Source organism: Streptomyces sp. NPDC101227, assembly GCF_044767545.1.
Taxonomy (GTDB): Bacteria; Actinomycetota; Actinomycetes; order Streptomycetales; family Streptomycetaceae; genus Streptomyces.
In genome coordinates this window covers 7364-22423 of the sequence record NZ_JBIWOD010000035.1, presented here as the reverse complement: position 1 = coordinate 22423, position 15060 = coordinate 7364, and the positions used below count along the sequence as shown (strand labels likewise).

Below are 15060 nucleotides of genomic sequence, written 5' to 3'. Positions count from 1 at the left end.
ACGTGGCACCGCAGCCGGCTCGCCATCTGGAACGACACCAAGCAGTAATCAATTGGAGGACGTGTGGCTATCGACCTGGCCCCCGAGATCAGCGTCGCGGACCTGGCGCAACGCACGGCGCGATTCGTTCGTGAGGTCGTGCTTCCTGTGGAAGAGGAGCACCGCGGCGTCGTCCGCTCGGACGCGGTGCGGACGCGGCTGCAGACCGCAGCCAAGAAAGCAGGCGTCTTCGCCCCTCATGTGGCGCCGGAATACGGCGGCCACGGGCTGGACATGCGTGGCCGCGCGCTGGTCTTCGAGGAGGCCGGCTACTCGCTGCTCGGACCGTTGGCGTTGAACATCGCGGCGCCGGACGAAGGCAACATGCACATGCTGGCAGCCATCGCGACGCCGGCGCAGCAAGAAGGCTACCTGCGCCCGCTCGCCACCGGAGCGGTTCGCTCGTGCTTCGCCATGACCGAGCCGGCGCCCGGGGCAGGGTCCGACCCCAGCGCGCTTTCGACCCGGGCCGAGCGGGTCCCGGGCGGCTGGCGGATCCATGGCCGCAAGTGGTTCATCACCGGGGCCGACGGTGCCGGGTTCGCGATCGTGATGGCGCGCACCAGCGGCGAGGTGGGGGACCGGGGCGGCGCGACCATGTTCCTGGTCGACGCCGACAACCCGGGCATGAAGACGGTCCGGCACATCGAGACCCTCGACGAGAGCCTGTTCGGCGGCCACATCGAGTTGCTCTTCGACGATTGCTTCGTGTCTGACGACGCGGTGCTCGGTGCCGTGGACGAGGGCTTCCGCCATGCCCAGGTCCGGCTCGGTCCGGCCCGTATGACGCATTGCATGCGCTGGCTCGGCATCGCCCGGCGCGCGCAGGAAATCGCTGTGGCGCGAGCTGCGGAGCGCCGGCTGTTCGGGTCGCGCCTGGCCGATCTCGGCATGATCCAGCAGATGATCGCGGACAACGAGATCGACATCGCCGCCTCGCGGGGGCTGATCACCCAGGCGTGCTGGGAGCTCGACGAGGGCCGCTCGGCGGCGCAGTCCACGGCGATCGCCAAAACCTTCTGTGCCGAGGCCATCCACCGCGTGGTGGACCGCTCGCTGCAGATCTGCGGTTCGCTCGGAGTCTCCGGAGATGCTCTGCTTGCGAGGTTCCTGCGCGAGGTCCGCCCGTTCCGGATCTATGACGGCCCGTCGGAGACGCACCGCTGGGCCATTGCCCGCCGCACGGTGAGGCGCCACGAGCAGGCGGTCGGTCGATGAACACCGTGGCGGGACTGGAACTGGGCGCACTCACGCGGTTCTTCGCCGAGAGTGTGCCCGGCTTCCGCGGTGAGCTCCACGCGGAGCTCGTGCAGGGCGGCCGTTCCAATCTGACCTACCGGCTGACGGACGGCCAGGGCAGCTGGGTGCTGCGCCGCCCACCCCTGGGCGGGCTGACGCCCTCGGCACACGACATGGCCCGGGAGTACCGGGTGATCTCCGCACTCGCCGACAGCGGTGTTCCGGTGGCACGCGCTGTCGCGCTCGGCGGCGCCCAGGTGATGGGTGTGCCGTTTGCTCTGGTCGAGTACGTGGACGGTGTTGTCATCCGCACCGAAGCACAACTGGACGCGTGGCCCGACCAGATGGTCGCCGACTGCGCTTTCGCCCTGGTGGACGTGCTCGCCCGGCTGCACGCCGTTGACCCCGAGGCAGTCGGGCTGGACGGCTTCGGGCGGTCCGAAGGCTACCTCGCCCGTCAGGTCGCGCGCTGGCACGACCAGTGGCAGCGGGTCCGCACCCGCGATCTGCCCGACGTCGAGGCCCTGCACGCGCTCCTCGCGCAAGCCTGTCCGCCCGAGAGCGGCGCCTCGGTCGTGCACGGCGACTTCCGGATCGACAACGCCATCCTCGACCCGGCTGACCCGTCGCAGGTCCGGGCCCTGGTGGACTGGGAGATGGCCACGCTCGGCGATCCGCTCGCCGACCTCGGCCTGCACCTGGTCTACGCCGACCCGGTCTTCGCACCGGTGCTGGCGGGCGAGGCCGCCTCGACCAGCCCACGTCTGCCCGCCCCCGCCGACCTGGCCGAGCGCTACGCCACCGTGAGCGGCCGCAGCCTGGACGACTTCGGCTACTACATCGCCCTCGGCTACTTCAAGATCGCGGTGATCGCCGAAGGTATCCATGCCCGCCACCGCCAGGGCCTGACCCTCGGCTCCGGGTTCGAGACCGTGGGCGACGCGCCCGCGCCTCTGGCCGCGGCCGGACTGCGCGCACTTGGGAGGAACCCGTGACCACCCCCGTCCTCGACTTGTTCCGCCTGGACGGCAAAGTGGCCGTCATCACCGGTGCCAGCTCCGGACTCGGCGCCGGCTTCGCTGTCGCGCTGGCTCAGGCCGGTGCCGACCTCGTGCTCGCCGCGCGCCGCAGCGACAAGCTGGACGCCGTCGCCGATCGGGTGCGGGCAGCCGGAAGGCGCGCAGTCACCGTTGCCACAGACGTCACCGACCACGAGCAGTGCGAGGTGATGGTCGGGGCCGGGCTGGAGGAGTTCGGCCGGATCGACGTCCTGATCAACAACGCGGGCGTCGGCACGGCGGTCCCCGCGTTGCGTGAGCGCCCGGAGGAGTTCCGCCAGGTCATCGACCTCAACCTCAACGGTGCCTACTGGTCGGCCCAGGCCTGTGCGAAGGTCATGGAGCCCGGTTCCAGCATCGTCAACGTCGCCAGCACCCTGGGCTTCATCACGTCCTATGCCCCGCAGGCCGCGTACTCGGCCAGCAAAGCCGGACTGATGGGACTGACCCGGGATCTGTCCGCACAGTGGTCGGGCCGCCTGGGCATCCGGGTCAACGCGGTGGCGCCCGGCTACTTCGCCAGCGAGATGACAGCGGCCGTGCCCGAGGACCTGCTGATGGGTTTCCTCGCAGAACGCAGCCCTCTCGGCAGGCTGGGCCGACAGCACGAATTGGACGCGGCGGTGCTCTTCCTGGCATCGCCGGCCTCGTCCTACATCACCGGCAGCACGCTCGCCGTCGACGGCGGCATGTCCGGCCACTGAGTCCTCGGCTTCGACGCTGCCGAGGCCCGACATGTCCCGTCATGGCAGCGCGATCACCCAGCTCGGACGCCTGTGCACCTGAGCTGGGTGATCAGTAAGACATGAGCGTCTGCTCCGCGAGCACTTACTCACCAGCGTTCCAGCTGACGCGAGTTGCCTTGAGCCGGCGCGCGTACGCCTCGGCGTCGTCGCGCAGGCAATCCACTTCCGCCGTGATGACGTGGGCAGCGGCGAGACCGGCCAGGGCCGGAGCCTGAAGGGGCGTCAGGAGTGAGCTGGGAGCCACGCCGTCGTCGCCCACGTACTGACGCCGAAACCCTTGTGCATCGGCGGTCCCCATCAAGGGTGCGTCCGCGAACTCGGTCCAGGACGGGCGGGCGAAGGAGTCGTCCACCGCCGGGTAGACGAGGATCTGGAGCGTCGGCTGAGGCAGTCCGCGGCGGTCGGGGACGTGGTTTTGCGGCTCAGGATCTCTGCCCGCGGGTTGAGGCCTTCGCTCCAGATCCACTCGTGCTGGGGCTGCTCGCGCGAAATCCTCCTGGTGAAAGCCGTCCATGCTGGCGTTTGGTCAAGTCGGTGCCCGTGCCGGCGGTATGCCTGCGGTCGAGGTAGCTCCGACCGGGTCGTGAACTTTCTAAGTCGTACGTCTTGAACAGATGACTAACTTGGCCATAGCGTGCGGGCGGATCGTAGGGGGACTCGGCGCCGATCCGGCGTGGCCGAGCCCTGCGAAAGCGCGGACCTGTCATGGCAAGAACGAACTCGCTCGCTTCACTCTCGGCGTCACCGCAGATCCGGTCGTGCCCGGAAGTGAACCAGCGAGCGCTCGACCGGTCCTCGGAGTACTACGTCGGCTGGGCCGAGTCGCTGCGCAGATGGTCGATCCCGTGGAGCTGCACAGCCGGGACGACTGCACCGCCATCGGAGCCGGGTTTCCCGGCCACGTCTGATCAAGAACCGGAGCATGGCATGACAGAGATACCTCAACCTGCCGGACTCGCTCACCAGGCGCCTTCTCATCATGCGCCGAATAAAGGGGTGCTCATCGGCCTGGGCGCGCTGCTGGTCGTGCTGACCAACGCAGTCGTCTTCGTCCTGCCACCGCTCCTGCCGATCATCCAGGCGCAGTACCACCTCGCCACGGTGGCCGAGACGACGTGGCTCTACTCGGCGCTGACCCTCGGCGGAGGAGCGGGTTTCATCCTGTTGCCGCGCCTCGCCGATGTGTACGGCGACCGGAACGCCTCCGTGGCGGCCTCCGCATTCCTCACGATCGGCGCGCTCATTCCGGCCGTCGGTGACTCGTATCCGACCGTTCTGGTCGGCTGCGCTCTGATGGGCTTCGGTGGCGCGGCGCAGCTGCTCCCGCTCGGTTTCCTGCGCCGCAATCTCGGCGAGAGCGGCATCACGGTGGGAGTCGCGGTCCTGGTCATCGCCACCGGTGTCGGCATTGTCGTCGGCATGATCGGCGGCGGCTTCATCGTCGAGAACCTGTCGCTGCGAAGCTTCTTCATCATCCTGACCGCTGCATGCGCGGCCACGACCGTTGCGTCCTACGCCACGATCCCGCACGCCCCGCCTGCCGAGCGCGCCCGCCGCATCGGAGTACTCGGCACGGTGTGGATGATCGCTTGGGTCGCTGCCATCCTGCTCACTCTCACGCAGGGCCTCGTGTGGGGTAACGCTGCACTCATTCCGTTGGCGGCCGGCGTCATCGGTGGCATCGCCTGGGTGCGTGTCGAGCGCAGGTCGTCCTCGGCGGTGTTCGACGTCGCGCTGATGAAGGCGCCATTGGTCATCGCTTCGTGCGTGTGCATCGCGTTGTTCGCGGCGGTGAACTCGGCCTTCCTGCTCCTGCTCAGCACGTATGCCCAGATCGCTCCCGAGGCTCTTCGCCCGGCAGACGCCTACGGCCTCGGTCTCAGCGCGCTGGGCACCGCGTGGCTCATGGCGCCCTTCGCGGCGGCGTTCCTGGTCCGCGGTGCGGTGCTCGACCGCGCACTGTTCAACGGCCGCGGGGTGCCCGTCTTTGCCACCGGAGCACTCATCAACGCGGCGGGACTGGCCTGGCTCGCCGTGGTGCACGACCAGCAGTGGCACTACCTCGTGGGCGCTGCCGTCATGGGTCTCGGCTGCAGAATCGGCTACACGGCCAGCTTCACTCTGGTGCAGATGGCGGTGCCCGAGGAGAAGGCCGGAATGGCAGCCGGCGTCGCCGGCACTTTCATGGCCGTGGGTTTCACCCTCGGCACGGCACTGGTCAGCGGCGACCTCAGCGCCTCCCTGACTCCGGTGCCCGGAACCGGTCTCGAGGTCGCTGCCAAGGGCCTCTACGGCATCGGCTACTGGCTCTCAGGAGTTCTGGCCCTGCTCGTCGTGGTGACGGTGCTGATCTCACGCGCTCGGTCCGTTCGGCGGGCCGAAGGCGCCGCGTCCTGAACCACTCCCTCGCTCCAACAGCATCCATGTCTGAGGTAGTTCAACGAACCCCTCTACAGATTGGCCTTCGGCTCAGCAGTGGAGGCCCGGCCCAAAGGAACCGCAAACCATGAAAGAACTGCTCTTCGTACTGGCCGACCTCTGGTTGATCTTCACTGGCTTCTTCTACGGATGGAAATTCATTCGGCAGTACGGCAACTACCTGCTCGGCCTGGAATGGTTCATCCTCGCCACATCCGGCTCGAACTTCCTCGCCTGGTCCCTCCTCGGCGGCGACAAGGGCAGCTTCATGTACTTCATCGCGTACTTCTTCGATGCCTTCTCGCGATCGGTGGGCGTTTCCCTGATTCTCGTCATGGGCCTGATGCGAGTGACGCACCGGTACAAGCCGACGCCAGCGGTCGATATCGGCGTGTTTGTACTGGGCATCGCCGCCGGGCTGTATCTCCAGCAGTTCCACAGCCATGGGTTTCACGTCGTCCCGGCAACGTTCTACGTCATCGTCAACGCGCTCGCTACCCTGTTCCTCGCCTACTTCTCGTGGCGACTCTGGAAGATCCGTGCCAGGGGTCTGGCCTTCGCTGCCGCACTCGCTACCGCTGCGGGGACCTTCATCGCACTCACCTACGACTTCTTCCCGATTCCGGGCGATGACGAGTACCGCACCACCTTCTACATCCTCGCTCTCACCACTTGGGGAACCCAGGCCTTCGTGTACTTCATCTCGTACCGCGCTCTGCACCACCACAACGTGGCGACGGGTGCAGAGCCGGCTTCGAACGAACGGAGCGTTGCTCGGGCCTGAGAGTGGTCCGGCAGGGAGTGTGGGCCACCGGTCGAGGAGAGGAACGCGCCCTTCCGGAGCTGTCTGGGATGTGCCGTCCACGGTTTCCAGGGTCAAGCCGCGCTCGCGTTCGGGGGTGGTGGCCTTGATGCCCCGCCGACGCGGGTAGGAGCGGAAGCCGCCGGCGGATTACCCCTTGTCGGCCACGACCTCGGTCAGGACCGCACCCGTGGCCGGCCTTGGGGAGGTGGAACGGCTCCGGGGGAGTCATCCGGATTCGTTGCCGATGTGTTCGGTTTGGCGCCGCGGCGGGATCAGCGGCGGTATTCGACGATGTCGATGAGATCTTCGAGGTCCCGTGGTCGGCGGACGAGGCGGTCGAGGCCGTAGAAGATGACGCCGTCGAGCACGTCGTGGGCGAGGTCGGCGAGCAGCTGGCAGAATTCGGGGCGCAGGACCATGCGCAGTGCCGGGGCGCCCCAAACAGTGGCGGGTGCTGCGGTTGCCACGAGGGGGCGGCTCAGAGATGACCGCAACGCGTTCTACAAGCTGCTGACTGCGACGGTGGTGCCGCGGCCGATTGCCTGGGTGTCCAAGGTCTCGGCGGACGGAATTCAGAACCTCGCACCTGCGAAGTTCTGAGGAAAGCGGTATCGGGGGTTGGGAAGTTAGCGCTGGTGAGCGTGCCGGAGCAAGCGATGGTGCTCTGCGCGTTCCGCGGTCCACGCAGTAGCGGAGACGCAGGGGCGTGTGTGGGTCGCGGAACGGGCCGGGGGAGGGCGCGCTGTGAATGAGCGGAGGGGTACCTCGCCGTGCAGGAGTCCCGTCACCGCCCGGCCCGTGCGATCTGCCATGGCGGCCGCGGCCGGCTCCGCCAGACGTACCGCGAGGGTCAGGAGCGGAACTGGGCGACGACGGCGTCCAGGTAGCGGATGAGATCCACCTTGAGGTCGCGCCCCGCCGGGCCGCCCTCCACGGCGTACGCCAAGCCTGGCGCACCGCACAGGCCGAGCAAAACCACGCGTGCCGGCCTTCCCACCCCGGACGAGAACACGACCCTTGTCACCGAATCTTCCTGGGCCTACCTCGCCTCCGGCTATCGCCCCGGCGAAGAACTCCTGGCGGCCAAACACACCACGAAGTACAAGTGGCCAAGCAGGCCGCCGAACGTGTCAAGCCCGAAGGAGAGGTGTGGCGGCGACCATTACGACTGAGCCCCGAGCGCGGCGGCAGACGACGCCTGACAACACTGCCGCGAGTGAGACCGAGTGGCGCTGAGGCGGCATCTGGCCCACGCGCTTGAACGTGATGAGGAGTGGGTACGCCGCGCCTCCTTCTTCAGGGTCGACACAAAGAACCCTGTTGTCCGACGTCAGGCCACAGTCGCTGCCCGAGAGGGCGAGCTGACGAGCGAATATGGGCGGGTTGCTCCATTGCGCGTGGGAATCATCGCCCGTGCAGGTGAGTGGCGGGCGAGGTTCCTGACGCGGCGCCGTCTGGGGGTTTCAAGATCACAAATTGATGCTCCGACCAGCGGAGCTGCGATCGTCTGCGAGGTTCTGATGACGCGCTTGATGTCTCCCACACGCGCCAGGACGGGTGTGCAGTCCGACCCTCCCGCATACGTGTCCGCCGCCGGGAAGCCCTGCGTCGCCGATCTGACGGGGCCGAAGGAGGTTCCGAAGTCATGATCATCGTCATCGTGGTGCCTGTGCTGGCCCTCCTCGCGGCCCTCGCTGCCAACCGCTTCCTCAGGCCCCGACTGGTACCCGAGGACGACGAGGGAATGAACGTACGCGACCTCGTGGGACCGCTGTTGACTCTGACTGTCCTGCTCCTCGCCTTCACCCTGGTCACGGCATCGAGTTCCTACAAGAGCGCCCAGGAAGCCGTGCGAGCCGAGGCCGGCGCCGTGGACAACTTGGCCGAGGTGGCCGAGTACGCGCCCGCGGCCCAGCGCGATCGCCTGCAGGTCGACGTCATCTGCTACGCGCGGGCGGTCCGGGCCCACGAATGGCCCGCCATGTCCAACGGCAACAGCTCTGCCGTCGCCAGCACATGGAGCACGGACTTCCGTGCAGCGTTCAAAACGATCTCTGACCACCCGTCCTTTGGCATGCTGGTCTCGGCAGACAATGCGCGGGCCAAGGCGCGGCAGGATCGGCTGGCCGAATCCACCCCGGCAGTCCCGGACCTGATCTTCTGGTTCCTCCTCGTCACTCTGACCGTGACGGTGATCGCCCTCGGAATGTGCCTGCCCAGAAAAAACAACAAGGCCCAGCTGTCCGCCCTGGTCCTCGTCACTGCCTTGCTGGCCTCGACACTGGTCATCATCCGTGACGCTGAAGAACCCTTCGGCGGTGCCATCGACGTCAAGTCCACCGCGTTGGCGGACGTCGAGGTCCAAGCCTCTCGCCCCTTCCTGGCCGGCCGGGGCGCGCATCACCTGCCCTGCGACGCGCAGGGAAAAAGGACACTCCAGTCCTGAACGATCTGCAAGCCCCTTTCGGGCTGCGGCAGTGACTCTGCGGATTACCGCTGAGATCACCCCGCCCGTGCCCGCCGACCCACCAGTCGCGCAGCAGTAGAGACGAGAGAGCCCCGGCCGGAACCGGGGTTCTCTTATCTCACCGACGCCGAGTGGGCCGAGGTCGCCCGCCGCATTGTGCACCCTGCCGGCGCCGCCAACGACGGTGACGACAAGGTGATCGTGCGGAGGGCGGTGGTATGCGGTGGCCAGGGGGGGCTGGCCCGGTCCCTCTGAGTGAACTACACCCATCGGCAAGGTCAGGGTCTAGCGTTTCGCGGCGTCAGTCGAACGGAGGGACCGGGTGGGGTCGGAGTTACTGATCGTTTCAGAATGAGGTGCGGAGGCGTCTCAAGCAGATGATGCTGCAGGTGAGTTCGAGGAGCGCCCCTGGCGGAAGTCCGCGCCCGTCTCGTAGCGGATACGGAAGCTACTCACGTGCTCAGGCAGCCGGCTGGTCCGCCGAACGAGGTGCAGCGGCGGCCCGGGTTATCTGCTGCGCGACACGCACCACCGGTTGCGCGTGACCGGATCGGTCGCCCGCGGCCGCGGGGACCGTGAGACACACTGCAAGCGCCAGCGGACTCCCATCTCGGAAACGGGTGAAGGAAACGGACCAGGCGGCCGCTTCGCCGTGGCCGCCCGTGTCCGGCCGCAACTCCCACCCGGTCACACCGCCCGTCCCCGAACCCTGCAGAGCCGACCTCAGCTGATCGGCGGTCTTCCGCCCCACGACCCGGCCGCTTCCCGTGGCGGCATCCTTCGGCCCCTGCGAGCTGCCGTCCGCGTGGATCACCTGGGTGACCAGTTGCGGATTGACCTGCCTGCCGCCGCCCGCGATGACGGCCATCACCCGGGCCATCTCAAGCGGCGTCGCGGTGACCCCCGCGGCACCGTCGCCGACGGAGGCCAGATCCGCCGCGCTGCGAGCCTTGCGTGGGTAGTTGCTCGGCAAAACGCGCACGGGCATGAGCAGTTTGTCGTCGTTGAAGCCGAACGTCTCGGCCATCGCGGCGAGATCCCTTTGCCCCACATCGACCGCCATCCGTGCGAAGACGTTGTCGCACGCATACCGAAGCGCCGTTCGTATGGATGCGTTTTTGCAGTGGGCGCGATCACCGGTGAACTTCCCGGTGCCGCCGGGCACCGCGTACGAGACCGGACTGTGCGTCGCCTCGTCCACGGAGGAGTACAACCCCTTCTCCAGGGCCGCAGCCGCGACGACGAGATGGAAAGCATCGCCGGGCGGAGCATCGCCGCGCACGGGACGGTTCAACAGGGGTTCGTTCTCGTCGCTGGTCAACTTCTTCCACGCGGTCACGTCGTCTTCGTGGCTGCCGCTGAAGGCACCGGGGTCGTACGACGGGGCACTGAACAGCGCCCGGATGTGGCCGGTCCGCACATCCACAGCAACCGCGGAGCCCTTCCGGCCGCGCAGCGCGTCTGCGGCGGCTTTCTGCACCGCCGGGTCGATGGCCGTCACCACATTGCCCAGCGGGCCGCTCTTGGGAGAGGTGGGACGCAGTACGTCGTCGTAGACCCCCTCCAGTCCCGCCCAGCCGTACATCATCGTCCGGTATCCCGTGACGGACGCGTACAGCTCCCCGTCCGTGTAGGTGCGCTCATACGGAAACTTTGCCAGCCCGGTCGGTTTGGAACCGGTGATGGCCCGCCCCGCGACGATGATGTTGCCGAGCCCGGTCTTCGGCGGCCTCGGCGGCGACTGCTCTTCGTGCGGTGTGCCGGGCCGCTTCCCGGAGTCCGTGTGGGTGTCTCCGCCTGTCGTGCAGCCCGACAGGGGGGCCGAGAAGAGTGCAAACAGGGCGGCGGCAACCGAAGCCCGGCGGCGCTTTGTCGAAGGCATGACGATCATCCTAGAAGGACGGTGCGTACAGAGAGCATCGTTCGGGAGGACGTCCTTCAGGAAGGTGCCCTCGCCGCGACCAGCCTCATGACCCGCCGGCTCACCCGACCGGCCGTCCGGCCCAATGCCCCCACCCGCCCACAACCTGCACTTCAGGGCGCCTGAAACAGTCGGCCCGCAATTGGCTTTCGAGCGGTTTCGGGCGGAAACCGTGTGAGCGGTCGGCGAACTCCGAGTCCGCCGGGGGTTCCGCCACAGCCGTGCGAAGACCCCCCGTCCTGCGGCTGCACCCAAACCCTCCAAGCCCGGCCCGGGACGCCCACCTGGCTCGCCCGGTCTGCGAACTGCACCCCGACGATGATCGCGCTTACCGTCCGCCGCTGGTGTCGGCTGCGGTGAGAGCCTGTCGGAGCTGGTCGACATCGGGTGCTTCTGCCAAGCCGTCCGGGGTGCGGTAGATCCGGCAGGCAAGCGACGGCACGTTGCCGGGCTCGGCAAACGGGTCCAAGCCGTCGATCAAAAACATCGGGGACCCGGTGAAGCCGGACCGCTCGGCCTCGGCCTGGTCGGCGATCACCCTGGTGGTAAAGGCCGTGGCCCTCAGTCCGATGTCGTCCATTACCTGTCGTAGTCGCTCCGAGGCGAGCTGCTGGTGGGGACAGTTGGGTACGACAAGAAGCTCGATCTCCATGTCTTCAAGCATCGCGCGCTGGGCCCCCTTGTGTGGGGCCGCCCGCTGGCGCATGGCGGACGACCCTCGGGGCCGAGGACTGCTCAGTGGCTGCCGGTGAGTTCACCGCTGAGCGTCTTGTGCAGGTCGGCGCTGGGCTGGTTCAGGCCGACGATCTCGACGGTCTTGCCGCGCTGCGCGTACTTGGTCTCGATGGCGTCCAGGGCGGCGACGGAGGAGGCGTCCCAGACGTGTGCCGTGGTGAGGTCGATGACGACCTTGTCCGGGTCGTTCGCGTAGTTGAACTGGGTGACCAGGTCGTTGGAGGAGGCGAAGAACAGTTCGCCGGTGACGGAGTAGACGACCTGGCCGCCGTCCGGGTCGGTGACCGCGGTGACGTGTGCCAGGTGGGCGACGTGGCGGGCGAAGATGACCATGGCGGTGACCGATCCCACCACCACGCCGATGGAGAGGTTGTGGGTGGCCACGACGACGGCGACGGTGATGACCATGACGGTCGTCTCGCCGATCGGCATGCGCTTGAGAGTGGCGGGCTTGATGGAGTGCCAGTCGAAGGTGCCGACGGAGACCAGCACCATGACGGCGACCAGCGCAGCCATGGGGATCTTCGACACGACCGGGCCGAGGACGATGCAGAAGATGAGGAGGAAGAAGCCGGCGAGGAACGTGGACAGCCGGGTGCGGGCGCCGTTCTTCACGTTGATCATCGTCTGGCCGATCATCGCGCAGCCGCCCATGCCGCCGAAGAAGCCGGTGACGATATTGGCGATGCCCTGCCCGATCGACTCGCGGGTCTTGTTGGAGCGGGTGTCGGTGATCTCGTCCACGAGCTTGGCGGTCATCAGCGACTCCATCAGCCCCACCAGCGCCATCGCCAGCGCGTAGGGCGCGATGACGGTCAGGGTGTGGGTGCTCAACGGCACGTCCGGCAGGCCGGGGACGGGGAGGGAGGAGGGCAGCTTGCCCTTGTCGCCGACGGTGGGGACGGCGATCCCGGCCGCCAGTGTGATCACCGTGAGGATGACGATCGACACCAGGGGTGCGGGCACCGCCTTGGTGACCTTGGGGAAGAGCACCATCAGCGCGAGGCCGGCGACGGCCAGTGGGTAGACGGGCCAGGGCACGTCGTACAGGTTGGGGATCTGGGCGGCGAACAGCAAGATGGCCAGCGCGTTGACGAAGCCGACCATGACCGAGCGCGGCACGAACCGCATCAGCCCGGCCACCCCGAGCGAGCCCAGGACGATCTGGAAGACGCCGGCCAGGATGACGGTGGCGATCAGGTAACCCAGGCCGTGCTGCCGGGCGACGGGCGCAACGACGAGGGCGACCGCGCCGGTGGAGGCGGAGATCATCGCGGGCCGGCCTCCGACGAAGGCGATCACCATCGCCATGGTGCAGGCGGCGAACAGCCCCACCTTGGGATCGACCCCGGCGATCACCGAGAAGGAGATCGCCTCGGGGATCAGCGCCAGACCGACGACCAGGCCGGCCAGCACCTCGGTACGGAAGACCTTCGGGGACAGCCAGGACGGGCGGGCAAGGCGCAGGCGCGCAGCAGCGGACGGGGTGGAGGAAGACAAGGAAGGAGATACCTGTCGTGGTCGGGCACACCCCAGGCGGGCGTGCGAAGGGACGCACAGCGGGACCGGACCGCCCGAGCGGCCCGCGCGCAGCAGCGCACGGGCAGAGGAAGTCCGGGGCGCAGGCCAGCGGGGCTGGAGGGCCGCCGACCTGCAAGGTGCGGGTCAGGGGCAGAGGGTCACGGCGGGCAGGCAGCGGCGCAGGGCATCACGGACATGCGCTCGCTCCTCCGGGCTCGGTGGTCTTCGCCGAGGGCGTCTTCGGCCCCGACACAGCTACGGCGCGGGATGCGGGCCCGCACGGGAGAGGAGGGCGTAAAGCCCTCCATCAGATCGTCACTCTACCCTAACGTTAGGGTAGAGATCGGGGGTGGCCTGCCAGGCCACCGCACGACCGTGGAAGGGCGCAGAGTGGGCAGCGAGCACATGCAGATCGGCGAGGTCGCCGCGCGGACCGAACTGTCCCTGCGCACCATCCGGCACTACGAGGAGACCGGCCTGGTCATCCCCTCGGCCCGCTCGCAAGGCGGCTTCCGCCTCTACGCGGAGACCGACGTTGCCCGCCTCATGGTCATCCGCCGCATGAAGCCCCTCGGGTTCACCCTGGAGCAGATGCGCGACCTCTTGGCCGCGACCGACCGCCTCGACTCCAGGGAAGAGCTGTCGGTCGAAGAGCGGGAGGAGGCGCTGAAACCGGTGCGCGACTTCGAGCAGCTGGCCGCCGAGCGGGTCGCTGATCTGCGGACCCAGCTCGCGCGGGCCGAGGAGTTCGCTGCGACCCTGCGCGAACACCTTGCGCCGGTGCCGCATTCCTGACTGTGGTCGTCTGGACGGCCCCGGCTCTGCACCCTGACCTGACCGGCGACCTGCCGCTGCCAAGGTGGTCGCCATACCCATCGACGCTGGACAGTGATCAAGCTGTGGCACCTGGCCACCGGCGAGGCTTCGGCCGTCCGGCGGATCTACAGCGGCGCCACGATGGGCCCGCAAGGAGCCGCTTGCCTTGTGAGGCCCGGCAACCACACTGTCGGTAGGCCTGTCCCAGTTGCGCATTGGACTTCTGCGGGAGAAGGCGCGGGGGCTGGTTTCACTCTGGAGAAGGAGATGCTTGTCGGACCAGTACCCCGGTGGCGGTGGATGGAGTTGACATCTGTATCAGGAGTACCAGGGCTCCTCACCTGATGAACGGTCGGCCTTGAATCTCAAGCTCCGTACCGTTCCTGTCTACTTCGGGCTGTTGGCCGCTATCGTCGGTAGTGCACTGGCAGCGGCGGCCCCTGTCACGGCGGCCCAGGGCCATAAGGTGACCCTGCTCATCAATCTGGCAAACCTTCAGCAGGGCGTATCGCGCCACCATCTGAGTCCGGGCCCAGTGCAGAAGCGCGCATTCGTCAACGAAAGCAGGAGTGCCGTTCTCCTCAATGCCGAGAACGCGCGTCAGGGCATCCCCGCCGAGCTCCTCAGCCCGCGGACCACCAACCTCGACAAGCTCATCAACCGTGGCTAGGCGTTTCACATGCGCCCTGACGGGAGCCGCGGCTTCGGTGATGGTGAGTGGCATGGCCAACGGTGCGCAGGACGCCGTGGCGGCCACAGCTCACCATGGGACAAGGCGCAGCGGTGGCATTGTTCGAACGCGGCTCGGAGCGCGCCGACCGCTACCGGTGCACCAGTGCCGAGGGGGTCCTCTTTCTCTTTCCCTGTGTCGGCTGCCCAGACGGTCGCGGCCATGACCGATCACTGGCTGAACGGATTCCCAGAGGACACCGTCTGGGACGAGGGGGGCCTGGAGATGGACCTTGGCTCCGTCTCCGCGACAGCGCTGTCCCTGCGGTGGGTGCCGCCGGAGCCGCTCACCGCAGAGCAGCGGAGGGCGGTGGCGGAGATCCGGACCTTCCGCGGCATGGCCTGGTACGACCCGGACACACGGCCGTGGTTCCGTACGGACGCGGGTGCGTTTCACGATCCCGGGGAGCCTCCGCTGAACGACCTGGCGTCCTGGCATTGCCTCGCCCGGGACCGCAGTGGGCACCTGACGGGGTGCGCGCGGGTCACACCGGTCGGGGGGGCGGGGGGCGGGAGCCGGGGCGGGCGGGCGCGGCGCCGCCGCCGCCGCGCCCCCCCGCCGGCCC

The 15060-nt window shown here is 68.0% G+C and carries 14 protein-coding genes; 9 read left to right on the top strand and 5 right to left on the bottom strand.

Annotation, left to right across the window (positions count from 1 at the left end; all coding sequences use genetic code 11):
- Positions 1-63: 63 nt before the first annotated feature.
- Genes ACIRPT_RS40275 through ACIRPT_RS40265 form a run of 3 tightly spaced genes read left to right on the top strand, consistent with a single transcriptional unit; the run spans position 64 to position 3040 of the window.
- Positions 64-1257: an acyl-CoA dehydrogenase family protein gene (locus ACIRPT_RS40275; protein WP_403836773.1), complete on the top strand. Its 1194-nt coding sequence runs from the start codon at positions 64-66 to the stop codon at positions 1255-1257.
- Entirely contained in the window at positions 1254-2273 is a 1020-nt protein-coding gene (locus ACIRPT_RS40270; protein WP_403836771.1) for a phosphotransferase family protein, read from the top strand. Before ACIRPT_RS40275 ends, ACIRPT_RS40270 begins: the two co-directional genes overlap by 4 nt.
- The gene (locus tag ACIRPT_RS40265; protein ID WP_403836769.1) at positions 2270-3040 is read left to right on the top strand and encodes an SDR family NAD(P)-dependent oxidoreductase; all 771 of its coding nucleotides are present in this window, start codon (positions 2270-2272) and stop codon (positions 3038-3040) included. Before ACIRPT_RS40270 ends, ACIRPT_RS40265 begins: the two co-directional genes overlap by 4 nt.
- Before the next feature lie 124 nt (positions 3041-3164).
- On the opposite strand, the gene ACIRPT_RS40260 is transcribed toward ACIRPT_RS40265, so the two are convergent.
- Positions 3165-3596: an alpha/beta hydrolase fold domain-containing protein gene (locus tag ACIRPT_RS40260; RefSeq protein ID WP_403836767.1), complete on the bottom strand. Its 432-nt coding sequence runs from the start codon at positions 3594-3596 to the stop codon at positions 3165-3167.
- Between the two features lie 482 nt (positions 3597-4078).
- Here ACIRPT_RS40260 and ACIRPT_RS40255 point away from each other — a divergent pair, with 482 nt between their 5' ends.
- Complete coding sequence (locus ACIRPT_RS40255) at positions 4079-5479, top strand: MFS transporter (RefSeq protein WP_403836765.1); 1401 nt, start codon at positions 4079-4081, stop codon at positions 5477-5479.
- Positions 5480-5588: 109 nt separating this feature from the next.
- Positions 5589-6284: a transporter gene (locus tag ACIRPT_RS40250; RefSeq protein ID WP_403836763.1), complete on the top strand. Its 696-nt coding sequence runs from the start codon at positions 5589-5591 to the stop codon at positions 6282-6284.
- Positions 6285-6577: 293 nt separating this feature from the next.
- On the opposite strand, the gene ACIRPT_RS40245 is transcribed toward ACIRPT_RS40250, so the two are convergent.
- Positions 6578-6772, bottom strand: a complete 195-nt coding sequence (locus ACIRPT_RS40245; RefSeq protein ID WP_403836761.1) for a recombinase family protein — start codon at positions 6770-6772, stop codon at positions 6578-6580.
- 1178 nt (positions 6773-7950) lie between these two features.
- On the opposite strand from ACIRPT_RS40245, the gene ACIRPT_RS40240 reads away from it, so the two are divergent.
- Positions 7951-8751, top strand: coding sequence for a hypothetical protein (locus tag ACIRPT_RS40240; protein ID WP_403836759.1), 801 nt, complete (start codon positions 7951-7953; stop codon positions 8749-8751).
- Between the two features lie 481 nt (positions 8752-9232).
- Here the strand turns inward: ACIRPT_RS40240 and ACIRPT_RS40235 are convergent, their stop codons facing one another.
- The 3 genes from ACIRPT_RS40235 to ACIRPT_RS40225 all read right to left on the bottom strand — a co-directional run bounded on the left by ACIRPT_RS40235 (position 9233) and on the right by ACIRPT_RS40225 (position 12928).
- On the bottom strand, positions 9233-10663 hold the full coding sequence (locus ACIRPT_RS40235) for a penicillin-binding transpeptidase domain-containing protein (RefSeq protein ID WP_403836757.1): 1431 nt from the start codon (positions 10661-10663) through the stop codon (positions 9233-9235).
- 358 nt (positions 10664-11021) lie between these two features.
- Positions 11022-11345, bottom strand: coding sequence for a DsbA family protein (locus ACIRPT_RS40230; RefSeq protein WP_403836755.1), 324 nt, complete (start codon positions 11343-11345; stop codon positions 11022-11024).
- 83 nt (positions 11346-11428) lie between these two features.
- Positions 11429-12928, bottom strand: a complete 1500-nt coding sequence (locus tag ACIRPT_RS40225) for a SulP family inorganic anion transporter (protein WP_403836753.1) — start codon at positions 12926-12928, stop codon at positions 11429-11431.
- A 411-nt stretch (positions 12929-13339) separates the two neighbouring features.
- Between ACIRPT_RS40225 and ACIRPT_RS40220 the strand changes: the two genes are divergently transcribed.
- From ACIRPT_RS40220 to ACIRPT_RS40210, 3 genes are all read left to right on the top strand, one after another.
- Complete coding sequence (locus ACIRPT_RS40220; protein WP_403836751.1) at positions 13340-13744, top strand: MerR family transcriptional regulator; 405 nt, start codon at positions 13340-13342, stop codon at positions 13742-13744.
- Positions 13745-14123: 379 nt separating this feature from the next.
- On the top strand, positions 14124-14435 hold the full coding sequence (locus ACIRPT_RS40215) for a hypothetical protein (protein ID WP_403836749.1): 312 nt from the start codon (positions 14124-14126) through the stop codon (positions 14433-14435).
- 222 nt (positions 14436-14657) lie between these two features.
- Positions 14658-15060: hypothetical protein (locus ACIRPT_RS40210; protein WP_403836747.1), on the top strand; the 403-nt coding region annotated here is incomplete at its 3' end.

Coding starts and splice junctions, on each gene's coding strand:
- ACIRPT_RS40270 (WP_403836771.1), top strand. CDS start 1,254: ATGAACACCGTGGCGGGACTGGAACTGGGCGCACTCACGCGGTTCTTC.
- ACIRPT_RS40260 (WP_403836767.1), bottom strand. CDS start 3,596: ATGGACGGCTTTCACCAGGAGGATTTCGCGCGAGCAGCCCCAGCACGA.
- ACIRPT_RS40250 (WP_403836763.1), top strand. CDS start 5,589: ATGAAAGAACTGCTCTTCGTACTGGCCGACCTCTGGTTGATCTTCACT.
- ACIRPT_RS40240 (WP_403836759.1), top strand. CDS start 7,951: ATGATCATCGTCATCGTGGTGCCTGTGCTGGCCCTCCTCGCGGCCCTC.
- ACIRPT_RS40235 (WP_403836757.1), bottom strand. CDS start 10,663: ATGATCGTCATGCCTTCGACAAAGCGCCGCCGGGCTTCGGTTGCCGCC.
- ACIRPT_RS40230 (WP_403836755.1), bottom strand. CDS start 11,345: ATGGAGATCGAGCTTCTTGTCGTACCCAACTGTCCCCACCAGCAGCTC.